Source organism: Actinopolymorpha sp. B9G3 (assembly GCF_040120725.1).
In the GTDB taxonomy this organism is placed as follows: Bacteria; Actinomycetota; Actinomycetes; order Propionibacteriales; family Actinopolymorphaceae; genus Thermasporomyces.
Genome location: NZ_JBEEAB010000003.1, coordinates 262,280 through 281,473 on the forward strand (window position 1 = coordinate 262,280; position 19,194 = coordinate 281,473).

Annotated in this window: 15 protein-coding genes and 1 riboswitch; of the genes, 9 read left to right on the forward strand and 6 right to left on the reverse strand. The window is 70.1% G+C overall.

Annotation, left to right across the window (positions count from 1 at the left end; translation table 11 throughout):
• Positions 1–59 precede the first annotated feature (59 nt).
• Positions 60–1,424 (forward strand): ADP-ribosylglycohydrolase family protein, encoded by a 1,365-nt coding sequence (locus ABNF93_RS07425; protein WP_349326965.1) that lies wholly within the window; start codon positions 60–62, stop codon positions 1,422–1,424.
• A 21-nt stretch (positions 1,425–1,445) separates the two neighbouring features.
• Here ABNF93_RS07425 and ABNF93_RS07430 read toward each other — a convergent pair whose 3' ends face one another.
• The 5 genes from ABNF93_RS07430 to ABNF93_RS07450 all read right to left on the reverse strand — a co-directional run bounded on the left by ABNF93_RS07430 (position 1,446) and on the right by ABNF93_RS07450 (position 8,761).
• On the reverse strand, positions 1,446–2,375 hold the full coding sequence (locus ABNF93_RS07430) for a helix-turn-helix transcriptional regulator (RefSeq protein WP_349326966.1): 930 nt from the start codon (positions 2,373–2,375) through the stop codon (positions 1,446–1,448).
• A gap of 28 nt (positions 2,376–2,403) precedes the next feature.
• Positions 2,404–4,686 (reverse strand): 5-methyltetrahydropteroyltriglutamate--homocysteine S-methyltransferase, encoded by a 2,283-nt coding sequence (gene metE, locus ABNF93_RS07435; protein ID WP_349326967.1) that lies wholly within the window; start codon positions 4,684–4,686, stop codon positions 2,404–2,406.
• 45 nt (positions 4,687–4,731) lie between these two features.
• Positions 4,732–4,961, reverse strand: a riboswitch (cobalamin riboswitch).
• Between the two features lie 67 nt (positions 4,962–5,028).
• On the reverse strand, positions 5,029–6,543 hold the full coding sequence (locus ABNF93_RS07440; RefSeq protein WP_349326968.1) for an Nramp family divalent metal transporter: 1,515 nt from the start codon (positions 6,541–6,543) through the stop codon (positions 5,029–5,031).
• A gap of 177 nt (positions 6,544–6,720) precedes the next feature.
• A complete protein-coding gene (locus ABNF93_RS07445) occupies positions 6,721–6,969 on the reverse strand; it encodes an acyl-CoA carboxylase subunit epsilon (protein ID WP_349326969.1) in 249 nt (82 codons plus the stop codon).
• Between the two features lie 34 nt (positions 6,970–7,003).
• On the reverse strand, positions 7,004–8,761 hold the full coding sequence (locus ABNF93_RS07450; RefSeq protein WP_349326970.1) for an acyl-CoA carboxylase subunit beta: 1,758 nt from the start codon (positions 8,759–8,761) through the stop codon (positions 7,004–7,006).
• A 257-nt stretch (positions 8,762–9,018) separates the two neighbouring features.
• Between ABNF93_RS07450 and ABNF93_RS07455 the strand changes: the two genes are divergently transcribed.
• The 7 genes from ABNF93_RS07455 (at position 9,019) to ABNF93_RS07485 (ending at position 17,667) form a co-directional block, all read left to right on the forward strand.
• Positions 9,019–11,673 carry a phosphoenolpyruvate carboxylase gene (locus tag ABNF93_RS07455; RefSeq protein WP_349326971.1) on the forward strand — a complete coding sequence of 885 codons (2,655 nt, stop codon included), beginning with the start codon at positions 9,019–9,021 and terminating at the stop codon, positions 11,671–11,673.
• Between the two features lie 100 nt (positions 11,674–11,773).
• Entirely contained in the window at positions 11,774–12,700 is a 927-nt protein-coding gene (locus ABNF93_RS07460; RefSeq protein ID WP_349326972.1) for a hypothetical protein, read from the forward strand.
• Between the two features lie 291 nt (positions 12,701–12,991).
• Positions 12,992–14,281, forward strand: a complete 1,290-nt coding sequence (locus ABNF93_RS07465) for an alpha-L-fucosidase (protein ID WP_349326973.1) — start codon at positions 12,992–12,994, stop codon at positions 14,279–14,281.
• A gap of 141 nt (positions 14,282–14,422) precedes the next feature.
• Positions 14,423–15,265 (forward strand): biotin--[acetyl-CoA-carboxylase] ligase, encoded by an 843-nt coding sequence (locus ABNF93_RS07470; protein WP_349326974.1) that lies wholly within the window; start codon positions 14,423–14,425, stop codon positions 15,263–15,265.
• A gap of 88 nt (positions 15,266–15,353) precedes the next feature.
• Positions 15,354–15,881, forward strand: a complete 528-nt coding sequence (locus ABNF93_RS07475; protein ID WP_349326975.1) for a PH domain-containing protein — start codon at positions 15,354–15,356, stop codon at positions 15,879–15,881.
• A gap of 13 nt (positions 15,882–15,894) precedes the next feature.
• Positions 15,895–16,743: an enoyl-CoA hydratase/isomerase family protein gene (locus ABNF93_RS07480; protein ID WP_349326976.1), complete on the forward strand. Its 849-nt coding sequence runs from the start codon at positions 15,895–15,897 to the stop codon at positions 16,741–16,743.
• Positions 16,744–16,749: 6 nt separating this feature from the next.
• Positions 16,750–17,667, forward strand: coding sequence for a hydroxymethylglutaryl-CoA lyase (locus ABNF93_RS07485; RefSeq protein WP_349326977.1), 918 nt, complete (start codon positions 16,750–16,752; stop codon positions 17,665–17,667).
• A 50-nt stretch (positions 17,668–17,717) separates the two neighbouring features.
• Here the strand turns inward: ABNF93_RS07485 and ABNF93_RS07490 are convergent, their stop codons facing one another.
• A complete protein-coding gene (locus ABNF93_RS07490; RefSeq protein ID WP_349326978.1) occupies positions 17,718–18,254 on the reverse strand; it encodes a COG4315 family predicted lipoprotein in 537 nt (178 codons plus the stop codon).
• Positions 18,255–18,465: 211 nt separating this feature from the next.
• On the opposite strand from ABNF93_RS07490, the gene ABNF93_RS07495 reads away from it, so the two are divergent.
• Positions 18,466–19,188 (forward strand): response regulator transcription factor, encoded by a 723-nt coding sequence (locus ABNF93_RS07495; protein ID WP_349326979.1) that lies wholly within the window; start codon positions 18,466–18,468, stop codon positions 19,186–19,188.
• Positions 19,189–19,194: the final 6 nt, after the last annotated feature.

The following is a 19,194-nucleotide window of genomic DNA, read 5'->3' on the forward strand; positions in this document are numbered from 1 at the left end:
TGCGGTCACCCCGCGGACTCGGTAGGGTCACGTCGGCAAGATCTGCCCTGAGGAGACCTGTGGAGAAAGAGCCGGCTGACCTTCCGACCGTTCTTGCGTACGAAATCGAACAACGCATCGAGTCGGGATATGACGTGGCGGCTGTGCAAGCCCAGCTTGACGCCGACCATGGCGAGATGACGGTCACCCGCGCCCGTCTTCTCCTCGACCAGATGGCCGAGCTGAAACAGTCCGCGGAATGGCCCTACCACGAACCCTCAACCAGGGCCGAGATCGAGGCCGAACTCCCGCCGACGCGCATCCGTAGCCGCGGCCAGCGGCCGATCGGGGCGGCCGAGTTGCGGGACCGGATCGAGGCCGCGTGGCTCGGAAGATGTGCCGGCAACTGCCTCGGCAAACCCGTCGAGAACGGCGAGCACTGGACGCCCGAACGCCTGCGCAGCTACCTCGAACAGACCCACAACTACCCGATCCGCGACTACGTGACGCGGCTCGACCCGATGCCCGAGGGCTACGTCCTCAACCCGTGCTGGACACAGACGACCAAGGGACGGATCACCTGCGTACCGCGCGACGACGACCTCGACTACACGCTGCTCGGCCTGCACCTGTTGGAGACGAAGGGCTTCGACTTCACCACCGCAGACGTGGCCGCCGAATGGCTCCTGCGGCTTCCGTACCACCTCACCTACACCGCTGAGCGGGCGACCTACCGCAACCTCGTCAACGGCGTCGACCCGTCCGTCGCCGCCGTGGTGGACAATCCGTACCGCGAGTGGATCGGGGCGCAGATCCGGGGCGACGTCTTCGGGTACGTGTGTGCCGGACGGCCGAGGGACGCGGCCCTGATGGCGTTCGAGGACGCGGCGCTTTCCCATGTGCGCAACGGGATCTACGGCGAGATGTGGGCGGCGGCGCTGGTGGCGGCGGCGTTCACGGCCGGGACATTGCGGGAGGCCGTCGAGGAGTCGATCAACCACGTGCCGCAGCGGACCCGGCTGGTCGAGGCGCTCACCTGGGCGGTCTGGGTCCGGGACTCGAAGGTCAGTTGGGACGACGCGTTGACCCAGCTGCGGGAACGCTACGGCCGTTACCACTGGGTGCACACGATCAACAACGCTGCTGCCTGCGTGTTGGCACTGCTCTACGCCGAGGACGACTACACCAGGGCGATCGGGCTGACCGTGCAAGCCGGCCTTGACACCGACTCCAACGGCGCGACGGTGGGTTCGGTCGCCGGCGCTTTCGTGGGAAGGGGTGGGTTGCCGCGGCACTGGACATCGCCATTTGCCGACACCTTGCGCAGCGGGCTCTACGGGTTCGACCGGAGCAGCATCCGCGACGTTGCGCAACGGACCTTCGCACTGGCTCGTACGTACTCCTCCCAGCGCGTTCCTCCACCCCTGACCAGGTCCTCCCCCTGACCAGGTCTGGTCGGGCCACGTCTACGCGTCGTCGACGAGCAGGCGGTGCGCGAGGGGCAGGAGGCCGGCCGGGGTGAGCGGTGCGAGTGGATCGTCGGAGCCCCGGTCGGTGCGGTAGGTGCGCGGCGGGACGCCGTACACCGCGCGAAACCGGCGGGAGAAGTGGAACGGATTGGCGAAGCCGCACGCGCTCGCGACCGCCCCGACGGTGAGGTTGCTGCGCTGGAGCAGGGTGGCCGACCGGGCCAGCCGGACCAGCTCGATCGCCGCGACCGGCCCGATCCCGTACTCCGCCCGGAACAACCGGCTCAGGTGTCCTGTGGATATGCCCGCCGCGGCGGCCATCTCGGTGAGCGCGAGCGGTGTGGTCCCACCGCCGCGCCAGGTCCGACGAAGGTGGTCGGCGAGCCGCGCGAGGTACGGATGGATCTCGTCGCCTTCGTCATCGGCCGGAACGGGACCACGGACGAACAGGTCGAGCAGGAAGCCCAGGACGTCGGTCGTGCGATCGCTCTGGCCCGTGCGCGTGGTTCCCGGCTGGGTCCCTCGAGCCCTTCCCCGGCCAAGCCACAGGGAGTACCGGCACAGTGCCGCGAGCGGGTCGGCCGGGGTCAGCGCCCGGGAGATCGGCCAGGTTTCCGGTGGTCCGAGCGTGTCGAGATCGGCTTCGAGCACCCGGAAATGGACGAACGCATGCAGCGATGCCCGCGTCGGGTCCCAGGCGAAGTGGTCCCGCATCCCCGGGCGGGCGAGGAGCAGGGTGCCGGGTCGCAGGTGGCGGCGCGTCGGCGGTTCCGGGCGCGTGCTGTCGGGCTCGTCGCAGGTCCAGCGCGCGCTCCCGGCGAGGAGCCAGACGAACTCGTAGTCGACCAGCGTCCGTGGTCCGAAGGTGGCGCCAGGCGGGTAGTGCGCCACCTCCGGACCGATCCGGACGACCACACGGCATGTCACGAACAGACAGGTTAGGCCGTCCGAGATCTCAGGTGGACAGGCTGGACCTCACCCGGCGGGTGGCCTCGACCATGTGCCGTAGCGCCGGCTCGACCTCGGCATAGCCGCGGGTCTTGAGTCCGCAGTCGGGGTTGACCCACAGCCGGTCGACCTCCACCGCCTCCAGCGCGAGCCGCAGCGCGGTCTCGATCTCGTCGGTGCTCGGCACCCGCGGCGAGTGGATGTCGTACACCCCGGGCCCGATACCTCGCTGGTAGCCCGCCCGTGCGAGGTCGGCGACGAGTTCCATCCGGGACCGGGCCGCCTCCACGCTGGTGACGTCGGCGTCGAGCGCGTCGATGGTGTCGACGATCTCCCCGAACTCCGAATAGCACATGTGCGAGTGGATCTGGGTGCCGTCGGAGACCCCCGACGTCGCCAGTCGGAACGCCGCGACCGCCCACGCGACGTAGTCCGGTTGCTGCGCCGCTCGCAACGGCAACAGCTCCCGCAGGGCCGGCTCTTCCACCTGGATGTAGCGGATGCCCGCCGCCTCCAGGTCGCGGATCTCGTCCCGCAGCGCCAGCGCCACCTGCTTCGCGGTGTCGGCGAGCGGCTGGTCGTCGCGGACGAAGGACCACGCGAGCATGGTCACCGGGCCTGTCAACATTCCCTTGACAGGCTTCGTCGTCCGCGACTGTGCGTACGTCGTCCATTCCACCGTCATCGGCTCGGGCCGTGACACGTCCCCTGCGAGGATCGGTGGCCGGACATAACGACTGCCGTACGACTGGACCCAGCCATGATCGGTGCTCGCGTAGCCGGCGAGGCGTTCGGCGAAGTACTGCACCATGTCGTTGCGTTCGGGCTCGCCGTGGACCAGCACGTCCAGCCCGACGTCCTCCTGCAGGGCGATCACCCGGTCGATCTCCGCCCGCATCGCGGCGTCGTAGTCGGCCGCGGAGATCCGACCCGCCCGCAGATCGGCCCGTGCGGCGCGGATCTCCTTCGTCTGCGGGAACGACCCGATCGTCGTCGTGGGCAGCAACGGCAGGTTCCCCACCGCCTTCTGGGTGGCCGCCCGGGCGGCGAAGTCGCCTCGTGGCGTGCCCTGGCCCAGCGCGGTGATCCGGGCTCGCACCCGCGCGTCAACGGCACCTTGCCGGGCCGTCGCTCGGGCGCGCGTGGCCGCGGAAAGCTCCGACTCGATCGCGGACCGACCCTCCCGCAGCGCGCGGCCCAGCAGGACCACCTCGGCCACCTTCTGCCGGGCAAACGCCAGCCGTTCGCGAAGGTCCGCCGGCAGGCCGTGTTCCAGGTCGAGGTCGAGCGGGACATGCAGCAGCGAGCACGAGGTGCTCACGACCAGCTCGCCGACCGAACCCAGGAGCGAGGCGGCAGTGGCGAGAGCGCCGGAGAGGTCGGTACGCCACACGTTGCGGCCGTCGACCAGGCCGGCGAAGAGCGTCTTCCGCGCGAGTCCCGCGCCGGCGATGCGTTCGACGTCGGCCCGGCTGGTCACGAGGTCCAGCGCAACGCCCTCCACCGGCGTACGACCGAGAGTCTGCAGCGCGTCGCCGATCGCGCCGAAGTACGTGGCCACGGCCAGCTTGGGTCGCCGCTTCGGAGGCAGGCCGCCGAGCCGGTCGTAGGTCGTGCGGACGGCCTGGATCTCCTCGGGTGTCCGGTCGGCGGCGAGCACCGGCTCGTCGAGCTGCACCCAGGTCGCCCCGGCGGCCGCCAGCTCCGCCAGCAGGTCGGCGTACACGTCGAGCAGGCCCGGCAGCAGGTCGAGCGGCCGGAACCCCTTGGGCGCTTCAGTGTCAGGCTTCGCCAGCAGCAGGAAACTGACCGGGCCGAGGAGCACGGGGCGGGTGTCGATCCCGAGCGCCGCCGCCTCGCGGTACTCGGCGACCGGCTTCCGCGCGGCGTCGCGGTCGAGCCGGAACGCCGTCTCCGGGCCGAGCTCCGGCACGAGGTAGTGGTAGTTGGTGTCGAACCACTTGGTCATCTCCAGTGGCGGCACCCCGGCGGTGCCACGGGCCATCGCGAAGTAACGCTCGAGCCCCTCCAGGCCGGCGAACCGCTCCGGGATCGCGCCGACAAGTACCGCCTGGTCGAGCACGTGGTCGTAGAGCGAGAAGGTGTTGGACGGGATGTCGTCGACGCCGGCGTCGCGCAGCGACTCCCACGTCTGCCGGCGGAGTTGGACGGCGGTCTGGTGAAGAGTCTCGGCATCGGATCGGCTCGCCCAGAATGCCTCCGCCGCGCGCTTGAGCTCGCGCCGTGGGCCGATCCGGGGATATCCGAGCACGGTCGTACGTACTGCCATGGAGTCCTTCCCTCGGGAACTCAGATAGCGGACCGCGACGCCGGGGCGGCGCGCGGGCGGTCGGCAGGTCTTCGGACTCGTGGGCGCTCTGCGCTCTGCCTACTGGCCGTCGCTTCCCAGGCGACCGATGATGTCGGCCCAGTGCGTTCGTACGGCGGTCGTTCCCACTCACCGCTGCGGGGCAGTCCCGGAATCCCACCGGGTTCCCTCTTACCTCGCCCGGCCGGTCACGAAGGGTCGTGCCGGTCGAGCGAACCAACCACACCTACGACCATAGCGCCCAGGGCCCACGGACCGTTGCAGCCCGGCTGAAGCACAGGGCGGGCCTCGGCAGCGGCCTTTTCAGAAGGTGATGAGCGGGTCGCCTACCAGGTCGGCGACGAAGTTGACGAAGAAGAAACCGAAGAACAGGACGTTCAACAGCAGGATCACGGTGTGCCAGGGGCGCGGACGTGCGGGCTTCGGCAGTTGCCGGTTGAGATAGATGAGCATGAACGGATAGATCAGGGCGCCGAAGTTCGCCATGTTCGCCGACCACTGGACGAGGCCGACCGGCACCGCCAGGTGGATGACGATGCTGATGATCACGAGCAGCAGGATCATGAACGGGTAGTAGAACTTCCGTGGATCGCCCTCGATCCACGCGCGCAGCCTCGAACTCGTCGCGTGCGAGGCGTCCGTGGTGGTTCGTACCATCGCCTCGAAGATGCCCAGTTGGGTGCTGAAGAGGACGAAGACGCCCATGAGCAAGGCGACGTAGAAGACGAACGTCCCGTACTCGCCGCGAAGGACGTCGGCGACGAACGTCGGAACGGTCTCGGGGGTCGGCCCTTCGCCCCGGATCTCCACCGCGCGCGCCATCAACAGAGTGGGGAGAAGCATGCCGAGCATCGCACCGACGAAGAAGACGCCCCACATGTCGGTGAGCAGCAGGCGGTACCACCGCCGCCACAGGGCACGGTTCTTCGCGTCGTCGGGGAACGTGATGCCGCTTGCGAGGACGGCGTTCCGGTCGCCACGCAGACCGCTCAGGAAACCGACCCGGTGGCCCATGCCGTAGCCCTTGTCACGGTAGTGGCTCATGATGTACCAGTTCAGCCCGGACGCGAGGGCAGTGAAGCCCGCGAGGCCGCCGAGCTCGGTGGCGGTGATGCCGGCAGGCGGGGCGGCCGGGGTGACGAAGCCACGAATCCCTTCCCACCAAAGGCTCGCGGGCACGAGCAGCAGGTCGAGGATCAGCAGGAGGACGAGGATCGTGCCGACCATGATCCAGTTGGCGAGCTCGAGCGCCCGGCTGATCCGCCGGGCCGTGGCGGTGATGAGGAAGACGACCACGAGCAGCAGGATCGCGTAGATCCGTGGCTCTTCCGCGCCGCTCGCCGCGATCTCTCCGTGCACGAGGGCGTAGACGCCCTGGCCCGCGGACGCCGCCCAACCACCGGCGATGAACGCGAAGATGATGACGAAGACCGACAGCGGCACCCACAGGATCCAGCCGGGCGGCACCCGCCCCCAACCGACGACGGGAACTTCGCCGGTCGCCACGACATAGCGGGAACACTCGACGTTGTAGAACGTCTGCAGCAGCGCGGAGATCGTGATGACCCAGCCGACGCCGATGAAGCCGTACGTACCGACCGCCTGCGGGCCGAGCAACCACTCACCACTGCCGATGGAGATGCCGAGCGCGATGAGGCTCGGGCCGATCGCGAACTTGACGAGCTCCCGAAAACCGAGCCTGCGTACGCCGAAAACCTCTTCAGGCGTAGGGAGATCGGCGACTGCGAGATCTGGGCGACTCACCCCCAGCGGGTGGGTGGCCTGTGCGGTACCGGTGGTCTCGACGCTTTCGGCCATGGCAAGCCTCCGCGGTTCCACGGCGACGGGCGACGGTACCCGTCGCATCCCACCAGATAGTGGTCCTCCTGCACGTGTCGTGACAAGAGGGACGACGGCCGGAATTGCTCAGCTCGTGTTCGAAAACGTTGCGGTCGCCGCGGATAGGCCCTGGGTGCTTCGCGATGCGGGATCGCCTCAGCGGGGAAGGGCGCTCGCCCGCCAGGCGCCCGGACCGGGCCGCAGTGGCTGGCGGGTCCTTCGCCAGTACGCCGCCCAGCGGGGGGCGGCGTGCCAGGTGGCTGTGTCGTGCGGCTGCCGATCCGCCGCGCCGGCCTCGAGCTTCGCCGAGATCACGGCGACGAGTGCGGCGAACTCCGCCGGCGTCGGGTCTCCCTTGACGACCTGGAACAGCGGCTCGTCGTCGCTTTCGACGGGCGTCGCCATCGCTCGCTCCTCGCCGTTCATGGTGGATCTGACCCTACAGCGGGATGTTGCCGTGCTTGCGTGGCGGCCGGGTCTCGCGCTTGTTCCGCAACAGGCGCAGCGCCCGGACCACCTCGACCCTGGTCTCGTGCGGGAAGATGACGGCGTCGACGTAGCCGCGTTCGGCAGCGATATAGGGGTTCGCCAACGCGTCTTCGTACTCCTGGATCCGCTTCTTCCGCACCGCATCGGCGCTGGCCGCATCCTCGGTCCCCGCGATTTCCCTGCGGTACAACACTTCCACGGCACCCTGCGCCCCCATCACCGCGATCTGGGCGGTCGGCCAGGCGAGGTTGACGTCGGCGCCGAGATGCTTGGATCCCATGACGTCGTACGCACCGCCGTAGGCCTTGCGGGTGATGACGGTCACCAGCGGGACTGTCGCTTCGGCATAGGCGTAGATGAGTTTCGCGCCGCGGCGGATGATGCCGTTCCACTCCTGGTCGGTACCCGGCAGGAACCCCGGTACGTCGACGAACGTGAGGATGGGGATGTTGAACGCATCGCAGGTACGGACGAACCGCGCGGCTTTCTCCGAGGCGTCGATGTCGAGGCAGCCGGCGAACTGCAACGGCTGGTTGCCCACCACACCGATGGTGCGCCCGTCGACGCGGCCGAAGCCGCAGACGATGTTGGGTGCGAAGAGCGGGTGCACCTCGAGGAACTCCGCCTCGTCGAGGACGTGCTCGATGACCGTGTGCATGTCGTACGGCTGGTTGGCGGAGTCCGGGATCAGGGTGTCGAGCTCGCGGTCCTCGTCGTTGATCGCAGGCGCCGGGTCCTCGGCGGCGTAGGCGGGCGGCTCCTCGAGATTGTTCTGCGGAAGGTAGGCGAGCAGCGTCTTGACCCAGTCGATGGCGTCGTGCTCGTCGGTCGCCATGTAGTGGGCGTTGCCGCTCTTGGAGTTGTGCGCCAGCGCGCCACCCAGGTCCTCGAAGGACACGTCCTCCCCGGTGACCGTCTTGATCACGCCTGGTCCGGTGATGAACATGTGCGAGGTCTGGTCGACCATGACGGTGATGTCGGTGAGCGCGGGGGAGTAGACGTGCCCGCCCGCGCAGGTGCCCATGATGAGCGAGATCTGCGGGATCACCCCGGACGCGAGGACGTTGCGGCGGAAGATCTCGCCGTAGAGGCCGAGCGAGACCACGCCTTCCTGGATCCGGGCACCGCTGCCTTCGTTGATCCCGACGATCGGGCAACCGGTCTTGAGGGCGAGGTCCATGACCTTGACGATCTTCTCGCCGTACACCTCACCGAGGCTGCCGCCGAAGACCGTGACGTCCTGGCTGAAGACGCAGATCTGGCGGCCGGCGACCGTGCCGAAGCCGGTGACCACGCCGTCGCCTGCGGGACGGTTGCGTTCCAGGCCGAAGTTCGTGGAGCGGTGGCGGGCCAACTCGTCCAGCTCGACGAAGGAACCCTCGTCGAGAAGGAGGGCGATCCGTTCGCGGGCGGTGAGCTTGCCGCGGGCGTGCTGGCGTTCGATCGCGCGGGCGGAGCCGGCGTGGATGGCTTCGTCGAGGCGGAGTTCGAGGTCGGCGAGCTTGCCAGCAGTCGTGTGGATGTCGCTGGGGGTGTCCACCTGGCCGTTGGCGTCGTTGCCGGCGGCGGGGCCGGCGGCGGGGCTGGCGGCGTCGGCGGTCGTGCCTGGGCCGGCGGCCCCCTTTTGATCGTCGCTGGGTTGACTCGTCCCACCGTCCCCCGGCTCGCTCGCCGACCCGGCTGCGGTCTCCGGCTGCCCGGGTCCCATTCGTCGGTCCTCCCCACACATGTCGATCCGGCCAGCGAGCCTACTCCGCCGGGCGGCACGTACAGCCGTGGCGGGGCTACTCCCCTGATACCCGAAATGCGGCCGTCCGCCGGTCCTGCGACGCGCCCACCTTCCGTGATCATGAAGAGAATCGGGGCCATAGACCCCCAAAACGTTCATGATCACGATCATGATCACGGGATGGGGGCGTCCGTGCGGGACGGGGGTGGGGGAGAGGGCGGACTACGCTTGCGAACATGCCCACCACTCCGCCTTCCCGCGTGCACGCGCGCTTCGAGGTCCCGGCTCCACTGCGGGCCGACGTCCGCCTGCTCGGTGAGCTGCTGGGCCAGGTCCTGCAGGAGTACGGCGGCCCCACCCTCCTCGCCGACGTCGAGCGGCTCCGCGAGCTGACGATCGCCGCACACCATGATGATCACGCCGCGGCCGAAGACGCGGCCACCGCGAGCGAGGACCTGGTCGCGTCCTGGGATCTGGAGCGCGCCGAGAATGTCGCTCGGGCGTTCACCTGCTACTTCCATCTGACCAACCTCGCCGAGGAGTACCACCGGGTCCGCGCCCTCCGCGCCTATGACACCGGCGACCAACCGGTCCGCGACTCGATGGCCGCCGCGGTCGCCGAGGTGAGCGCGCAGTACGGCGAGGAGCAGGCACTGGCCCTGCTCGACGGACTGGAGTTCCGTCCGGTCCTCACCGCGCACCCGACCGAGGCGCGCCGCCGGGCCGTGGCGTCGGCGATCCGGCGCATCTCGGGCCTGCTCTCCGCACGCGACAGCCAGCTGGGCGCCGGTGAGCTGGTCGAGAACCGGCGCCGGCTGCTGGAGGAGATCGACCTGCTCTGGCGTACCTCCCAGATCCGGACCACCAAACCCGGCCCGCTGGACGAGGTGCGCACGGCGATGACGGTGTTCGACGACACGCTCTTCCAGGTACTGCCGGCCACCTACCGCCAGCTCGACGACCAACTCGCCGGCGAGGCGGCGGGCACACAGCCGCCGAAGGTGCCGGCGTTCGTCCGGCTGGGGTCCTGGATCGGCGGAGACCGCGACGGCAACCCGTTCGTGACGGCGGCGTTCACGCAGCGGGCGATGGCGATCCAGGCCGACCACGTGCTCCGTGCCCTCGAACGCGTCTGCGAGCGCGTCGGCCGCGCGCTCACCGCCGACGCCGAGACCACCCCGCCCGCCCCTGCCGTACGCCGGCTGCTGGCCGACGCCCGGGCCGCCTTCCCCGACCTGGCAGAGGACGCCGCGACCCGGTCGCCGGGTGAGCCGCACCGGCAGGTCATGCTCCTTGCCGCCCGCAAACTGTCCGCGACCCGGCAGCGCAACGCCGACTTCGCCTATGGCAGTGCCGGCGAGCTGCTGGCAGAGCTGCGGATCGTCCAGTCGTCGCTGGCGGCGGCGGGCGCCCGGCGGCAGGCGTACGGCGAACTCCAGCACCTGATCTGGCAGGTCGAGACGTTCGGCTTCCACCTGGCCGAGTTGGAGGTACGCCAGCACTCGAAGGTGCACAGCCATGCCCTCGCCGAGCTGCGGGCGCTGCCTTCCGGTGGTGAGCTCTCGGCCGCGACCGAGGAGGTCCTCGCGGTCTTCCGGGTGATGGCCCAGATCCAGCAGCGCTTCGGAGCCGACGCGTGTCGGCGCTACGTCGTATCCTTCACACAGTCCTGCGAGGACATCGCGGCGGTCTATGAGCTGGCGCGGTACGCGATGGACGACCGACCGCTCGCACTCGACGTCGTACCCCTCTTCGAGACCGAGGACGATCTTCGCCGGGCGGTGGCTGTGCTTGACGACGCGCTCGGGCTGGATCCGGTCCAGGCGCGACTCGCCGAGACCGGGCGCCGCTACGAGGTGATGCTCGGCTACTCCGACTCCGCGAAGGACGCCGGTCCGCTGTCGGCGACGCTCGCGCTCTACGACGCGCAGGCCGCGATCGCCGCCTGGGCCGACCGGAACTCCATTCGGCTGACCCTTTTCCACGGTCGCGGTGGCGCCCTCGGCCGCGGTGGCGGACCAGCCAACCGTGCCGTGCTCGCGCAGGCGCCCGGCTCGGTCAGTGGGCGGTTCAAGCTCACCGAGCAGGGCGAGGTCATCTTCGCCCGCTACGGCGACCCGGTCATCGCGCGCCGGCACATCGAGCAGGTCGCCGCGGCGACCCTCCTCGCGTCGACCCCGACCGTGGAGAAGCGCACCGCGACGGCGGCGGAAAGGTTCGCCCGGCTGGCCCGCACCATGGACGACGCGGCGCGGGCGGCCTACCACCGGCTGGTCCGCAGCCCTGGGTTCGCGGACTGGTTCACCGCCGTGACCCCGGTCGAGGAGCTGGGCCAGCTGCCGATCGGCTCGCGGCCGGCGCGGCGCGGCCTCGCGGTCTCCTCACTGGAGGACCTCCGCGCCATCCCGTGGGTGTTCGCCTGGACGCAGGCGCGGGTCAACCTCACCGGGTGGTACGGCGTGGGTGCCGGACTCGAGGCCGTCGGCGACCTCGACGCGCTGCGCCAGGCGTACGCCGAGTGGCCGCTGTTCGCGGTGACGCTGGACAACGTCGAGATGTCGCTTGCGAAGACCGACGCCCGGATCGCCCGACGCTATCTCGAACTCGGCCGCCGGCCCGATCTCGCCGAGCAGGTCCTCGACGAGCACGCCCGGACCACGCACTGGGTGCTCGCCGTCGCCGGCCACGAACGTCTGCTGGAGAACCGCCGCGTGCTGGGCCGCGCGGTGGAGCTGCGCAATCCGTACGTGGACGCGTTGTCCTACCTCCAGCTCCGGGCGTTCCGAGTCCTTCGTACGGAAACGCTGTCGGAGGGCGAGGCGGAGCGCCTTCGCCGGCTGGTTCTCCTCACCGTCAACGGCGTGGCCGCCGGTCTGCAGAACACCGGCTGAGCCGCACCTGCTGTGCCCTCGCCGCGGGCCGCGCTGCCCGTGCCCGGCGTGTCCGATCCGTTCAAGTGGAAACCCGTCCGCCCCGGGCAGCATGACGGGCATGGACATCGATCTCGACATCGACCTGGACCGGGCCGCGGCCTTCATGACGACCCATGCCCGGCTGCTCGACCGCCGGCGCTTCGACCTGATCACCGGGCAGGGGAGGGCGGGGGCGCTCCTCGCCGCTGTCACGGCGTACCGGAACGACGACGGTGGTTTCGGCTGGGGCCTCGAGCCGGACCTGCGGTCGCCGGAGAGCCAACCGGCGGGTGCGCTGCACGCCTTCGAGGTCTTGGAGGAGGTGGGGCGCGGGACGGGCGAGGTGGCGAGCCACCTGTGTGACTGGCTGGCGTCGGTGACCCTGTCCGACGGGGGACTGCCGTTCGCGCTGCCCCTCACCGCCCGCGCGGGGTCGGCGCCGTTCTGGGCCGAGGCCGATCCGTCCGCCTCGTCGCTGCACATCACGGCGGCCGTCGTCGCTGCCGCCCACGGCGTCGCGCGACAGGATCCGGCGGTCCGCGACCATCCGTGGCTCGCGCGTGCCACCGACTTCTGCCTGCGGCGCGTCACCAGCCGTGACGGTCCGCGCGGCACGCTCGAGCTCCGGTACGTCCTGTGCTTCCTCGACGCGATCCATGACGTACGCCCGGAGGCCGCGACCGAGCTGGACCGCCTGAGCCGGCTACTTCCGGACACCGGAACGTTGCCGGTCGAGGGTGGCATCGAGGACGAGGCCCTACGCCCGCTGGACTTCTCCCCGTTGCCGGGCCGTCCGCTCCGCGCCGCGCTGAGCCACGACGTGATCGCCGCGGACCTTCGACGGCTCGCGAGTCTCCAGCAGGACGACGGCGGGTGGATCGTCGACTTCACCTCCCACTCCGCGGCCGGCGCCCTCGAGTGGCGGGGGTACGCAACCGTGGGAGCGCTCAAGGTCCTGCGGGCGAATCAGGGCGGCTCGGCGCAGGGCGCGCCCCGTGGCGAATGACCACGCTGAGCATGCCTGTGGTATCCGGGCCGCGCACCGACGCCTGTCCTGCGCCGACAGGCATGCTCAGCGTGGTCATTCGCCGCCGCGCCCAGTCGCCGTTCGCATGAGGGTGCCCTCGGGGGTCGCGGTTCGCATGAGGGTGCCCTTCCGCCCATAGGTTCGGCGCAGGGTGACCCTCATCCAAGGGCTGAGGTGCCGGCATCGGCAATGCCCCGCCTCTTGCGATCGGCTCGGATATATGGATAGACATCTGACCTAAGAACACACTGCGCGAGAAGGGTCTCCACCATGCCGGCACCGCAAGCGTCAATTGACAAGCTCCGCGAACGCCGGTTCGGGCTGTTCGTCCACTGGGGGCTCTACGCCCTGCCGGCCCGGCACGAGTGGGTGAAGAAGCGGGAGCAGCTGACCGACGAGCAGTACCAGCCCTACTTCGACCACTTCGACCCCGATCTCTACGACCCGCGTGTGTGGGCGCAGGCGGCGCGTGGGGCCGGCATGAAGTACACCGTGCTCACCACGAAGCACCACGAGGGCTTCTGCCTGTGGGACTCCGACCTCACCGACTACAAGGCGACGAAGACGCCCGCCGGGCGCGACCTGCTGCGCCCGTTCGTCGACGCGTTCCGCGCGGAGGATCTCGGCGTCGGCTTCTACCACTCGGTGATCGACTGGCACCACCCGCACTACACCGTCGACACGATGCACCCGCGGATCGAGGACGCCGACTACCGCGCCCGCGAGACCGTCCCCGGCAAACGCGACATCGCGGTCTATCGGGCGTACCTCCACGGGCAGGTCGAGGAACTGCTCACCCGCTACGGCGACGTCGACGTGATGTGGTTCGACTTCTCCTACCCGGGACGAGAGGCGTACGGCCTGCCCGGCAAGGGCCGCGAGGACTGGGACTCCGAGGCGCTCGTCACGTTGGTCCGCGGCCTGCAGCCGGACGTCCTCATCAACAACCGGCTCGACTACCCCGGCGACTTCACGACACCTGAGCAGTTCCAACCGCACACCGCGCCGACCATCGACGGCCGGGAAGTGCCGTGGGAGGCGTGCCAGACGCTCAACGGCAGTTGGGGGTACGACCGGGACAACCTCGACTGGAAGTCGCCCGACCTGCTCGTACGGATGCTGGTCGACTCGGTGTCGAAGGACGGCAACCTGCTGCTGAACGTCGGCCCCACCGGGCGCGGGGAGTTCGACGAGCGGGCTCTGGCCACGCTGGAGGAGATCGGGCGCTGGACCAGGCGCAACGGGCGGGCGATCTACGGCGCGGGCCGTTCGGACTTCACCCCTCCGGCCGACGCGCGCTACACCCAACGGGGGGACCGGCTCTACCTGCACCTGTTCGCCTGGCCGTTCCGGCACGTGCACCTGCCGGGGTTGGCAGGGAGGGTGAAGTACGCGCAGTTGCTCCACGATGCCTCAGAGGTCCGGTGGCGGGAGTACGCCGGCTCAGAGGATGACGGCAACACCTCCTTGCGCGGTATCCCGGCCGGCACGGTGACGCTGGACCTGCCGATCCAGCGCCCGAACGAACTCGTCCCCGTCGTGGAGCTGTTCCTGTCCTGAGGCGGTGCCCGCCACGCCTGTCGGCACGCGGTGCCGTCTTCGGTCGTCAGCGGACTTGTCAGAGGTTTCTCGTCTTCTATGACGAGAAACCTCTGACAAGTCCCGCACTGCGGGGAGGCGCGGACGCCATAGGCTGGTGCCATGGCTTCGGGCTCGCCGTACGTCGACCTCGACCGGCCGTCCCTGCGCGCCGACAAGTTGCGGCGTGCCCTCACCGGACCGGGCCGGTTCGTGAGCGACCTGCAGGTCGTGACCGAGACCGGATCGACCAACGCCGAACTCCGCACCCGTGCTCTCGCCGGCGCCCCGGAGGGCAGCGTTTTCGTCGCCGAGCACCAGAGTGCCGGGCGCGGACGCCTCGACCGTGGCTGGTCCTCGGCCCCCCGCTCCGGTCTGACGTTCTCGATCCTGCTCCGTCCCGGCGACGCCGTGCCGCCCCGCCGCTGGCCGTGGCTCCCGCTGCTCGCCGGCTGTGCGGTCGTCGAGGCCGTCGCCGCGGTCTCTGGCGTACGACCCGTGCTGAAGTGGCCGAACGACGTCCTCCTGGCCGAACGAAAGCTCTGCGGAATCCTGGTCGAGCGCATCGAGATCCCCGAAGATCCGGCGGCGGTCGTCGGGATCGGCCTCAACGTCACCAGCGCCCCGGACGAACTGCCTGACGACCATGCCATCTCCCTGCGCCTCGCCGGGGCGGCCGACACAGACCGTTCCACGTTGCTGATCGCGCTCCTGCGTACCTTCGAGACTCTCTACCGCGCGTGGCGGGACGCCCACGGCGACCCCGCGGAGGGAGCCGGCGGCGGAATCCGCCAGGCCTACCTCCGGCGCTGCGCCACGATCGGCCGCCAGGTGCGCGTCCAGATCGGACCCGACCGGTGGGTCGAGGGACTGGCCCGCGAGGTCGACTCCGAGGGTCGGCTCGTCGTCGAGACCGCCGCCGGTGACCGGCCGCTCGGCGCGGGCGACGTCGTCCACGTGCGTTGACCCGCCGACGTCGGGCATGATTCGCCTGACCGTCACGCACTGCCGACACCCGTGCGGACACCTTCGCCGACACCTGTGAGGAGCACCGATGGGCATCTCAGCCAAGTTGCTCGGGGAGAACGAGCAACTCGTCATGAGCATGCGTACGCACTGGAAGATCATGATCGGTCCGGTGCTTCTCCTGCTCGCCACGGTGGTGGCCGCCGTGATCGTCGTCGCGCTCATCCCGGCGGGCGAGTACCAGCAGTGGATCCGGATCGGGCTCGTCGCCATCGCCGTGATCGGTGCCCTCGTCTACGCCATCTGGCCACTGCTCACCTGGCTCGCCTCCACCTACGCCGTCACCGACCGACGGATCATCACCCGGCACGGCGTCATCACGCGTACCGGCCGCGACATCCCGCTCACCCGGGTCAACGACGTCTCCAGCGAGCGCGGGCTCCTCGACCGCATGCTCGGCTGCGGAACGCTCGTCATCTGGTCCGCGGGAGAGCAGGGCAAGGTCGTCCTGCCCGACGTACCGCAGGTGGAGAAGGTCCAGCGCGCCCTGTCCGAACTCGTCTTCGCCCGGGAGGCCGACGACGACGAGGTCCGCGAGCGGCGGCAGGTGACCTGAGAGACTTGCCGGCATGGGGGAGCGGACGTACGACGAGGCGGCCTACGACGGTGTGCGGCTGCGGCGCCTCGACGACGCCGGCAACGTCGCGGAGTTCGTTCTCGACCGGCCGGAGGCGCTGAACGCGCTCTCCACGAACCTCGCCCGGTCGATCGGGCGCGCTTCCGCCGACCTCGCCGCAGATCGCCGTGTCCGGGCGGTCGTGGTGTCGAGCGCCTGTGAGAAGGCGTTCTGCGTCGGTGCGGACCTGAAGGAGCGCAGCGACTTCACCGACGCCGACCTGTGGGCGCAGCGGCCGATCATGCGGGCGGCGTTCGGCGGGCTGCTGGACCTCCCGGTGCCGGTCGTCGTCGCCGTGCACCGTTACGCGCTGGGCGGCGGGTTCGAGCTGGCCCTCGCCGGTGACCTCATCGTGGCCGACCAGACCGCGATCTTCGGACTGCCCGAGGTGTCGGTCGGCCTCGTGCCTGGCGGCGGCGGTACGCAGCTGCTGGCGCGCCGGATCGGCTGGTCCCGTGCGTTCGACCTGATCGTCACCGCCCGGCGGGTGGAGGCGGCGGAGGGGGAACGGCTCGGCTTCGTCGACCGCCTCGTGCCGCCGGGCCAGGCACGCGAAACCGCCGTCGACCTGGCGCGGCAGATCGCCGGCAACTCCCCGGTCGGCGTACGCAGCGCGAAGCGGGCCCTCCGGCTCGGTGCGGCCGCCGGGCTCGCCGAAGGGCTGGAGATCGAGGACGCCGCGTGGCGCCAGACGGCGTTCTCGGCCGACCGGCGAGAGGGCATCGCCGCGTTCAACGAGAAGCGCCCGCCCAGTTGGCCAGAAGTCACCAGGTGGCCGGGGGACACTGGTACCGGGAGGTGAGCCAGCATGCGGCTACCTGAGCGGGTGACGATCCGTGAGGTCGGACCACGGGACGGCCTGCAGAACGAGGATCCCGTGCCCACCGAAGGCAAAGTCGCGCTCATCGACGCGCTGTCCGGAACCGGGCTGCAGCGGATCGAGGCGGTCAGTTTCGTCCATCCTCGGGCGATCCCCGCGATGGGGGACGCAACGGAGGTGTGGAAGCGGATCAGCAAGGATCCCGACATCGATTACTCCGCCCTGGTCCCGAACCTCACCGGAGCCGAGCGGGCACTCGATGCCGGCGTACGTTCTCTCGAGGTCGTGGTGTCGGCCTCTGACCGACACAACCGCGCCAACCTCAACCGCTCGACCGAGGAGTCCCTCGCGGGCCTCGCCCCGATCGTCACGCTCGTCCACGCACGCGGAGCGACCTGCCAGGTCGTGGTCGCCACCGCGTGGGGTTGTCCGTACGACGGGGACATCCTCCTCGAGCAGGTGCTGTCCGTTGCCCGGGCGGCCGTCGCCGCGGGAGCGGACTCCCTGGCCTACGGCGACACCACCGGCATGGCCACGCCCACCCGGGTCGAACGGCTCGTCGAGGCCACCCGCGCCACCCTGCCCGACACTCCGCTGGCGCTGCACTTCCACAACACGCGGGGGACGGGGCTCGCCAACGTCCTCGCAGCGCTGCAGATCGGCGTCACCGAATTCGACGCGAGTGTCGGCGGACTGGGCGGCTGTCCGTACGCACCGGGCGCGAGCGGCAACATCGCCACCGAGGAGCTCGTCCACATGCTCGCCGACATGGGCGTCGAGACCGGAGTCGACCTCGATCGGCTGCTCGACGTCGCCGCCCAGGCGGAGCGGCTGGTCGGCCGTCAGCTCCCGTCCCAGGTACTGCGGGCCGGGCCGCGCAGCCGTACCGTGCCGGCGGCCCGGTAACACCGCGCCGAAGCGCGCCGCGCCGAACGGTCCACCGCGGCGCGGCTCGGTCAGCGGTCTGGCGTTGCGGACGGGCTCGCGGAGCCCGCGGGCTCCACGCGCCCGGTGGCCGTGACGACGTGCCAGGTGAACTTCCTGCCCTGGTACGTGTCGGTCATGCCGTTGCCCTTCGCCGTTCCCCGCGTCCCTTCCTTGGTGTACGTATAGACCGGGTGGCCGGTCAGCGTCAGCTGGAAGGTGCCGTTGGACCGCTTCACGGTACCGAAGCTGCCGTTGACGCCGCGAAGCTTCAGCGGGACGGCCGCGCTCGCGACGGCGAACGGCCGCCACGTCATCGCGCACTCTCCCCCGCAGGCGATCTTGCGCCCGGTATCGAGGTCATTGACATAGAGCGGCATGCCCTTGGCGTCGGCCACGATCTTGCCGATCTCAGGTGCGTTGACCACCCGGACGGCCGGTTTGGTCACAGCCACTCCGTCGTCATTTTTGTCGGCTCCCCCGCCGGTGCACCCGATGATCATGGCGGCCAGCGCGACGGCAACGCCGCCCAGCCGGACCGACGCCCGAAGCGGGCAGGACTTTCCCACGACGCAACGACCTCCCCCGTGGCCGGCCCCGCGGACCGGCGCTCGCCGTTCTCGTGCCGATGAGAAGTTACCCATCGGCGGCTGCGGGCAACCGGTCTCTTCCGGTCGAACAAACGATCGGGCCCGGCAGCCGCCGGCCAGTTGCCGGCGGCCAGACCGCCCGACCAGGTGGGCGGGACGTTGTCGGCATCGCGGCTTACCATCAGTGGCCATGACGTCGAGCGAGCGAACCGCGGAGCGTGAGCATCACGCGATCCTGCTCGCCGAAGACGACCCGGCCATCTCCGATCCGCTTGCCCGGGCGCTGCGCCGCGAGGGCTACACCGTCGAGGTGACCGCGGCCGGGGCGGACGCGCTCAGCAGTCTCGACCGGGGCGGCTTCGACCTCCTGGTCCTCGATCTCGGACTGCCCGACGTCGACGGCTTGGAGATCTGCCGGCGGATCCGTCAGGACGGCGACAACGTACCCGTCCTCGTCCTCACCGCCCGCGCCGACGAGGTGGACACGGTAGTCGGGCTCGACGCCGGCGCTGACGACTACGTGGCGAAGCCGTTCCGCCTGGCGGAGCTGTTGGCGAGGGTGCGTGCGCTGCTGCGACGGGGTACGCCGGATGCCCGGACGGACCAGCCGACGGGTTCTCCGGACGAGGGCGTACGCATCGACATCGAGTCGCGGCAGGCGTTCCTCGACGGTGCGGAACTCCACCTCACCGCGAAGGAGTTCGACCTGCTGCGGGTACTCTTCCGCGAGGTCGGGCGCGTCGTCACGCGTGACCAGCTCATGCGCGAGGTGTGGGAGACCACCTGGTGGTCCTCGACGAAGACGCTCGACATGCACATCTCCTGGCTGCGCCGCAAGCTGGGCGACGACGCCTCCCAGCCACGCTTCATCACGACGGTTCGTGGCGTCGGCTTCCGGTTCGAGCGCGAGTGAGGCGGG

Coding starts and splice junctions, on each gene's coding strand:
- ABNF93_RS07465 (WP_349326973.1), top strand. CDS start 12,992: ATGCCGGCACCGCAAGCGTCAATTGACAAGCTCCGCGAACGCCGGTTC.
- ABNF93_RS07440 (WP_349326968.1), bottom strand. CDS start 6,543: ATGGCCGAAAGCGTCGAGACCACCGGTACCGCACAGGCCACCCACCCG.
- ABNF93_RS07480 (WP_349326976.1), top strand. CDS start 15,895: ATGGGGGAGCGGACGTACGACGAGGCGGCCTACGACGGTGTGCGGCTG.
- ABNF93_RS07445 (WP_349326969.1), bottom strand. CDS start 6,969: ATGGCGACGCCCGTCGAAAGCGACGACGAGCCGCTGTTCCAGGTCGTC.
- ABNF93_RS07485 (WP_349326977.1), top strand. CDS start 16,750: ATGCGGCTACCTGAGCGGGTGACGATCCGTGAGGTCGGACCACGGGAC.
- ABNF93_RS07495 (WP_349326979.1), top strand. CDS start 18,466: ATGACGTCGAGCGAGCGAACCGCGGAGCGTGAGCATCACGCGATCCTG.
- ABNF93_RS07460 (WP_349326972.1), top strand. CDS start 11,774: ATGGACATCGATCTCGACATCGACCTGGACCGGGCCGCGGCCTTCATG.
- ABNF93_RS07450 (WP_349326970.1), bottom strand. CDS start 8,761: ATGGGACCCGGGCAGCCGGAGACCGCAGCCGGGTCGGCGAGCGAGCCG.
- ABNF93_RS07455 (WP_349326971.1), top strand. CDS start 9,019: ATGCCCACCACTCCGCCTTCCCGCGTGCACGCGCGCTTCGAGGTCCCG.
- ABNF93_RS07475 (WP_349326975.1), top strand. CDS start 15,354: ATGGGCATCTCAGCCAAGTTGCTCGGGGAGAACGAGCAACTCGTCATG.
- metE (WP_349326967.1), bottom strand. CDS start 4,686: ATGGCAGTACGTACGACCGTGCTCGGATATCCCCGGATCGGCCCACGG.
- ABNF93_RS07470 (WP_349326974.1), top strand. CDS start 14,423: ATGGCTTCGGGCTCGCCGTACGTCGACCTCGACCGGCCGTCCCTGCGC.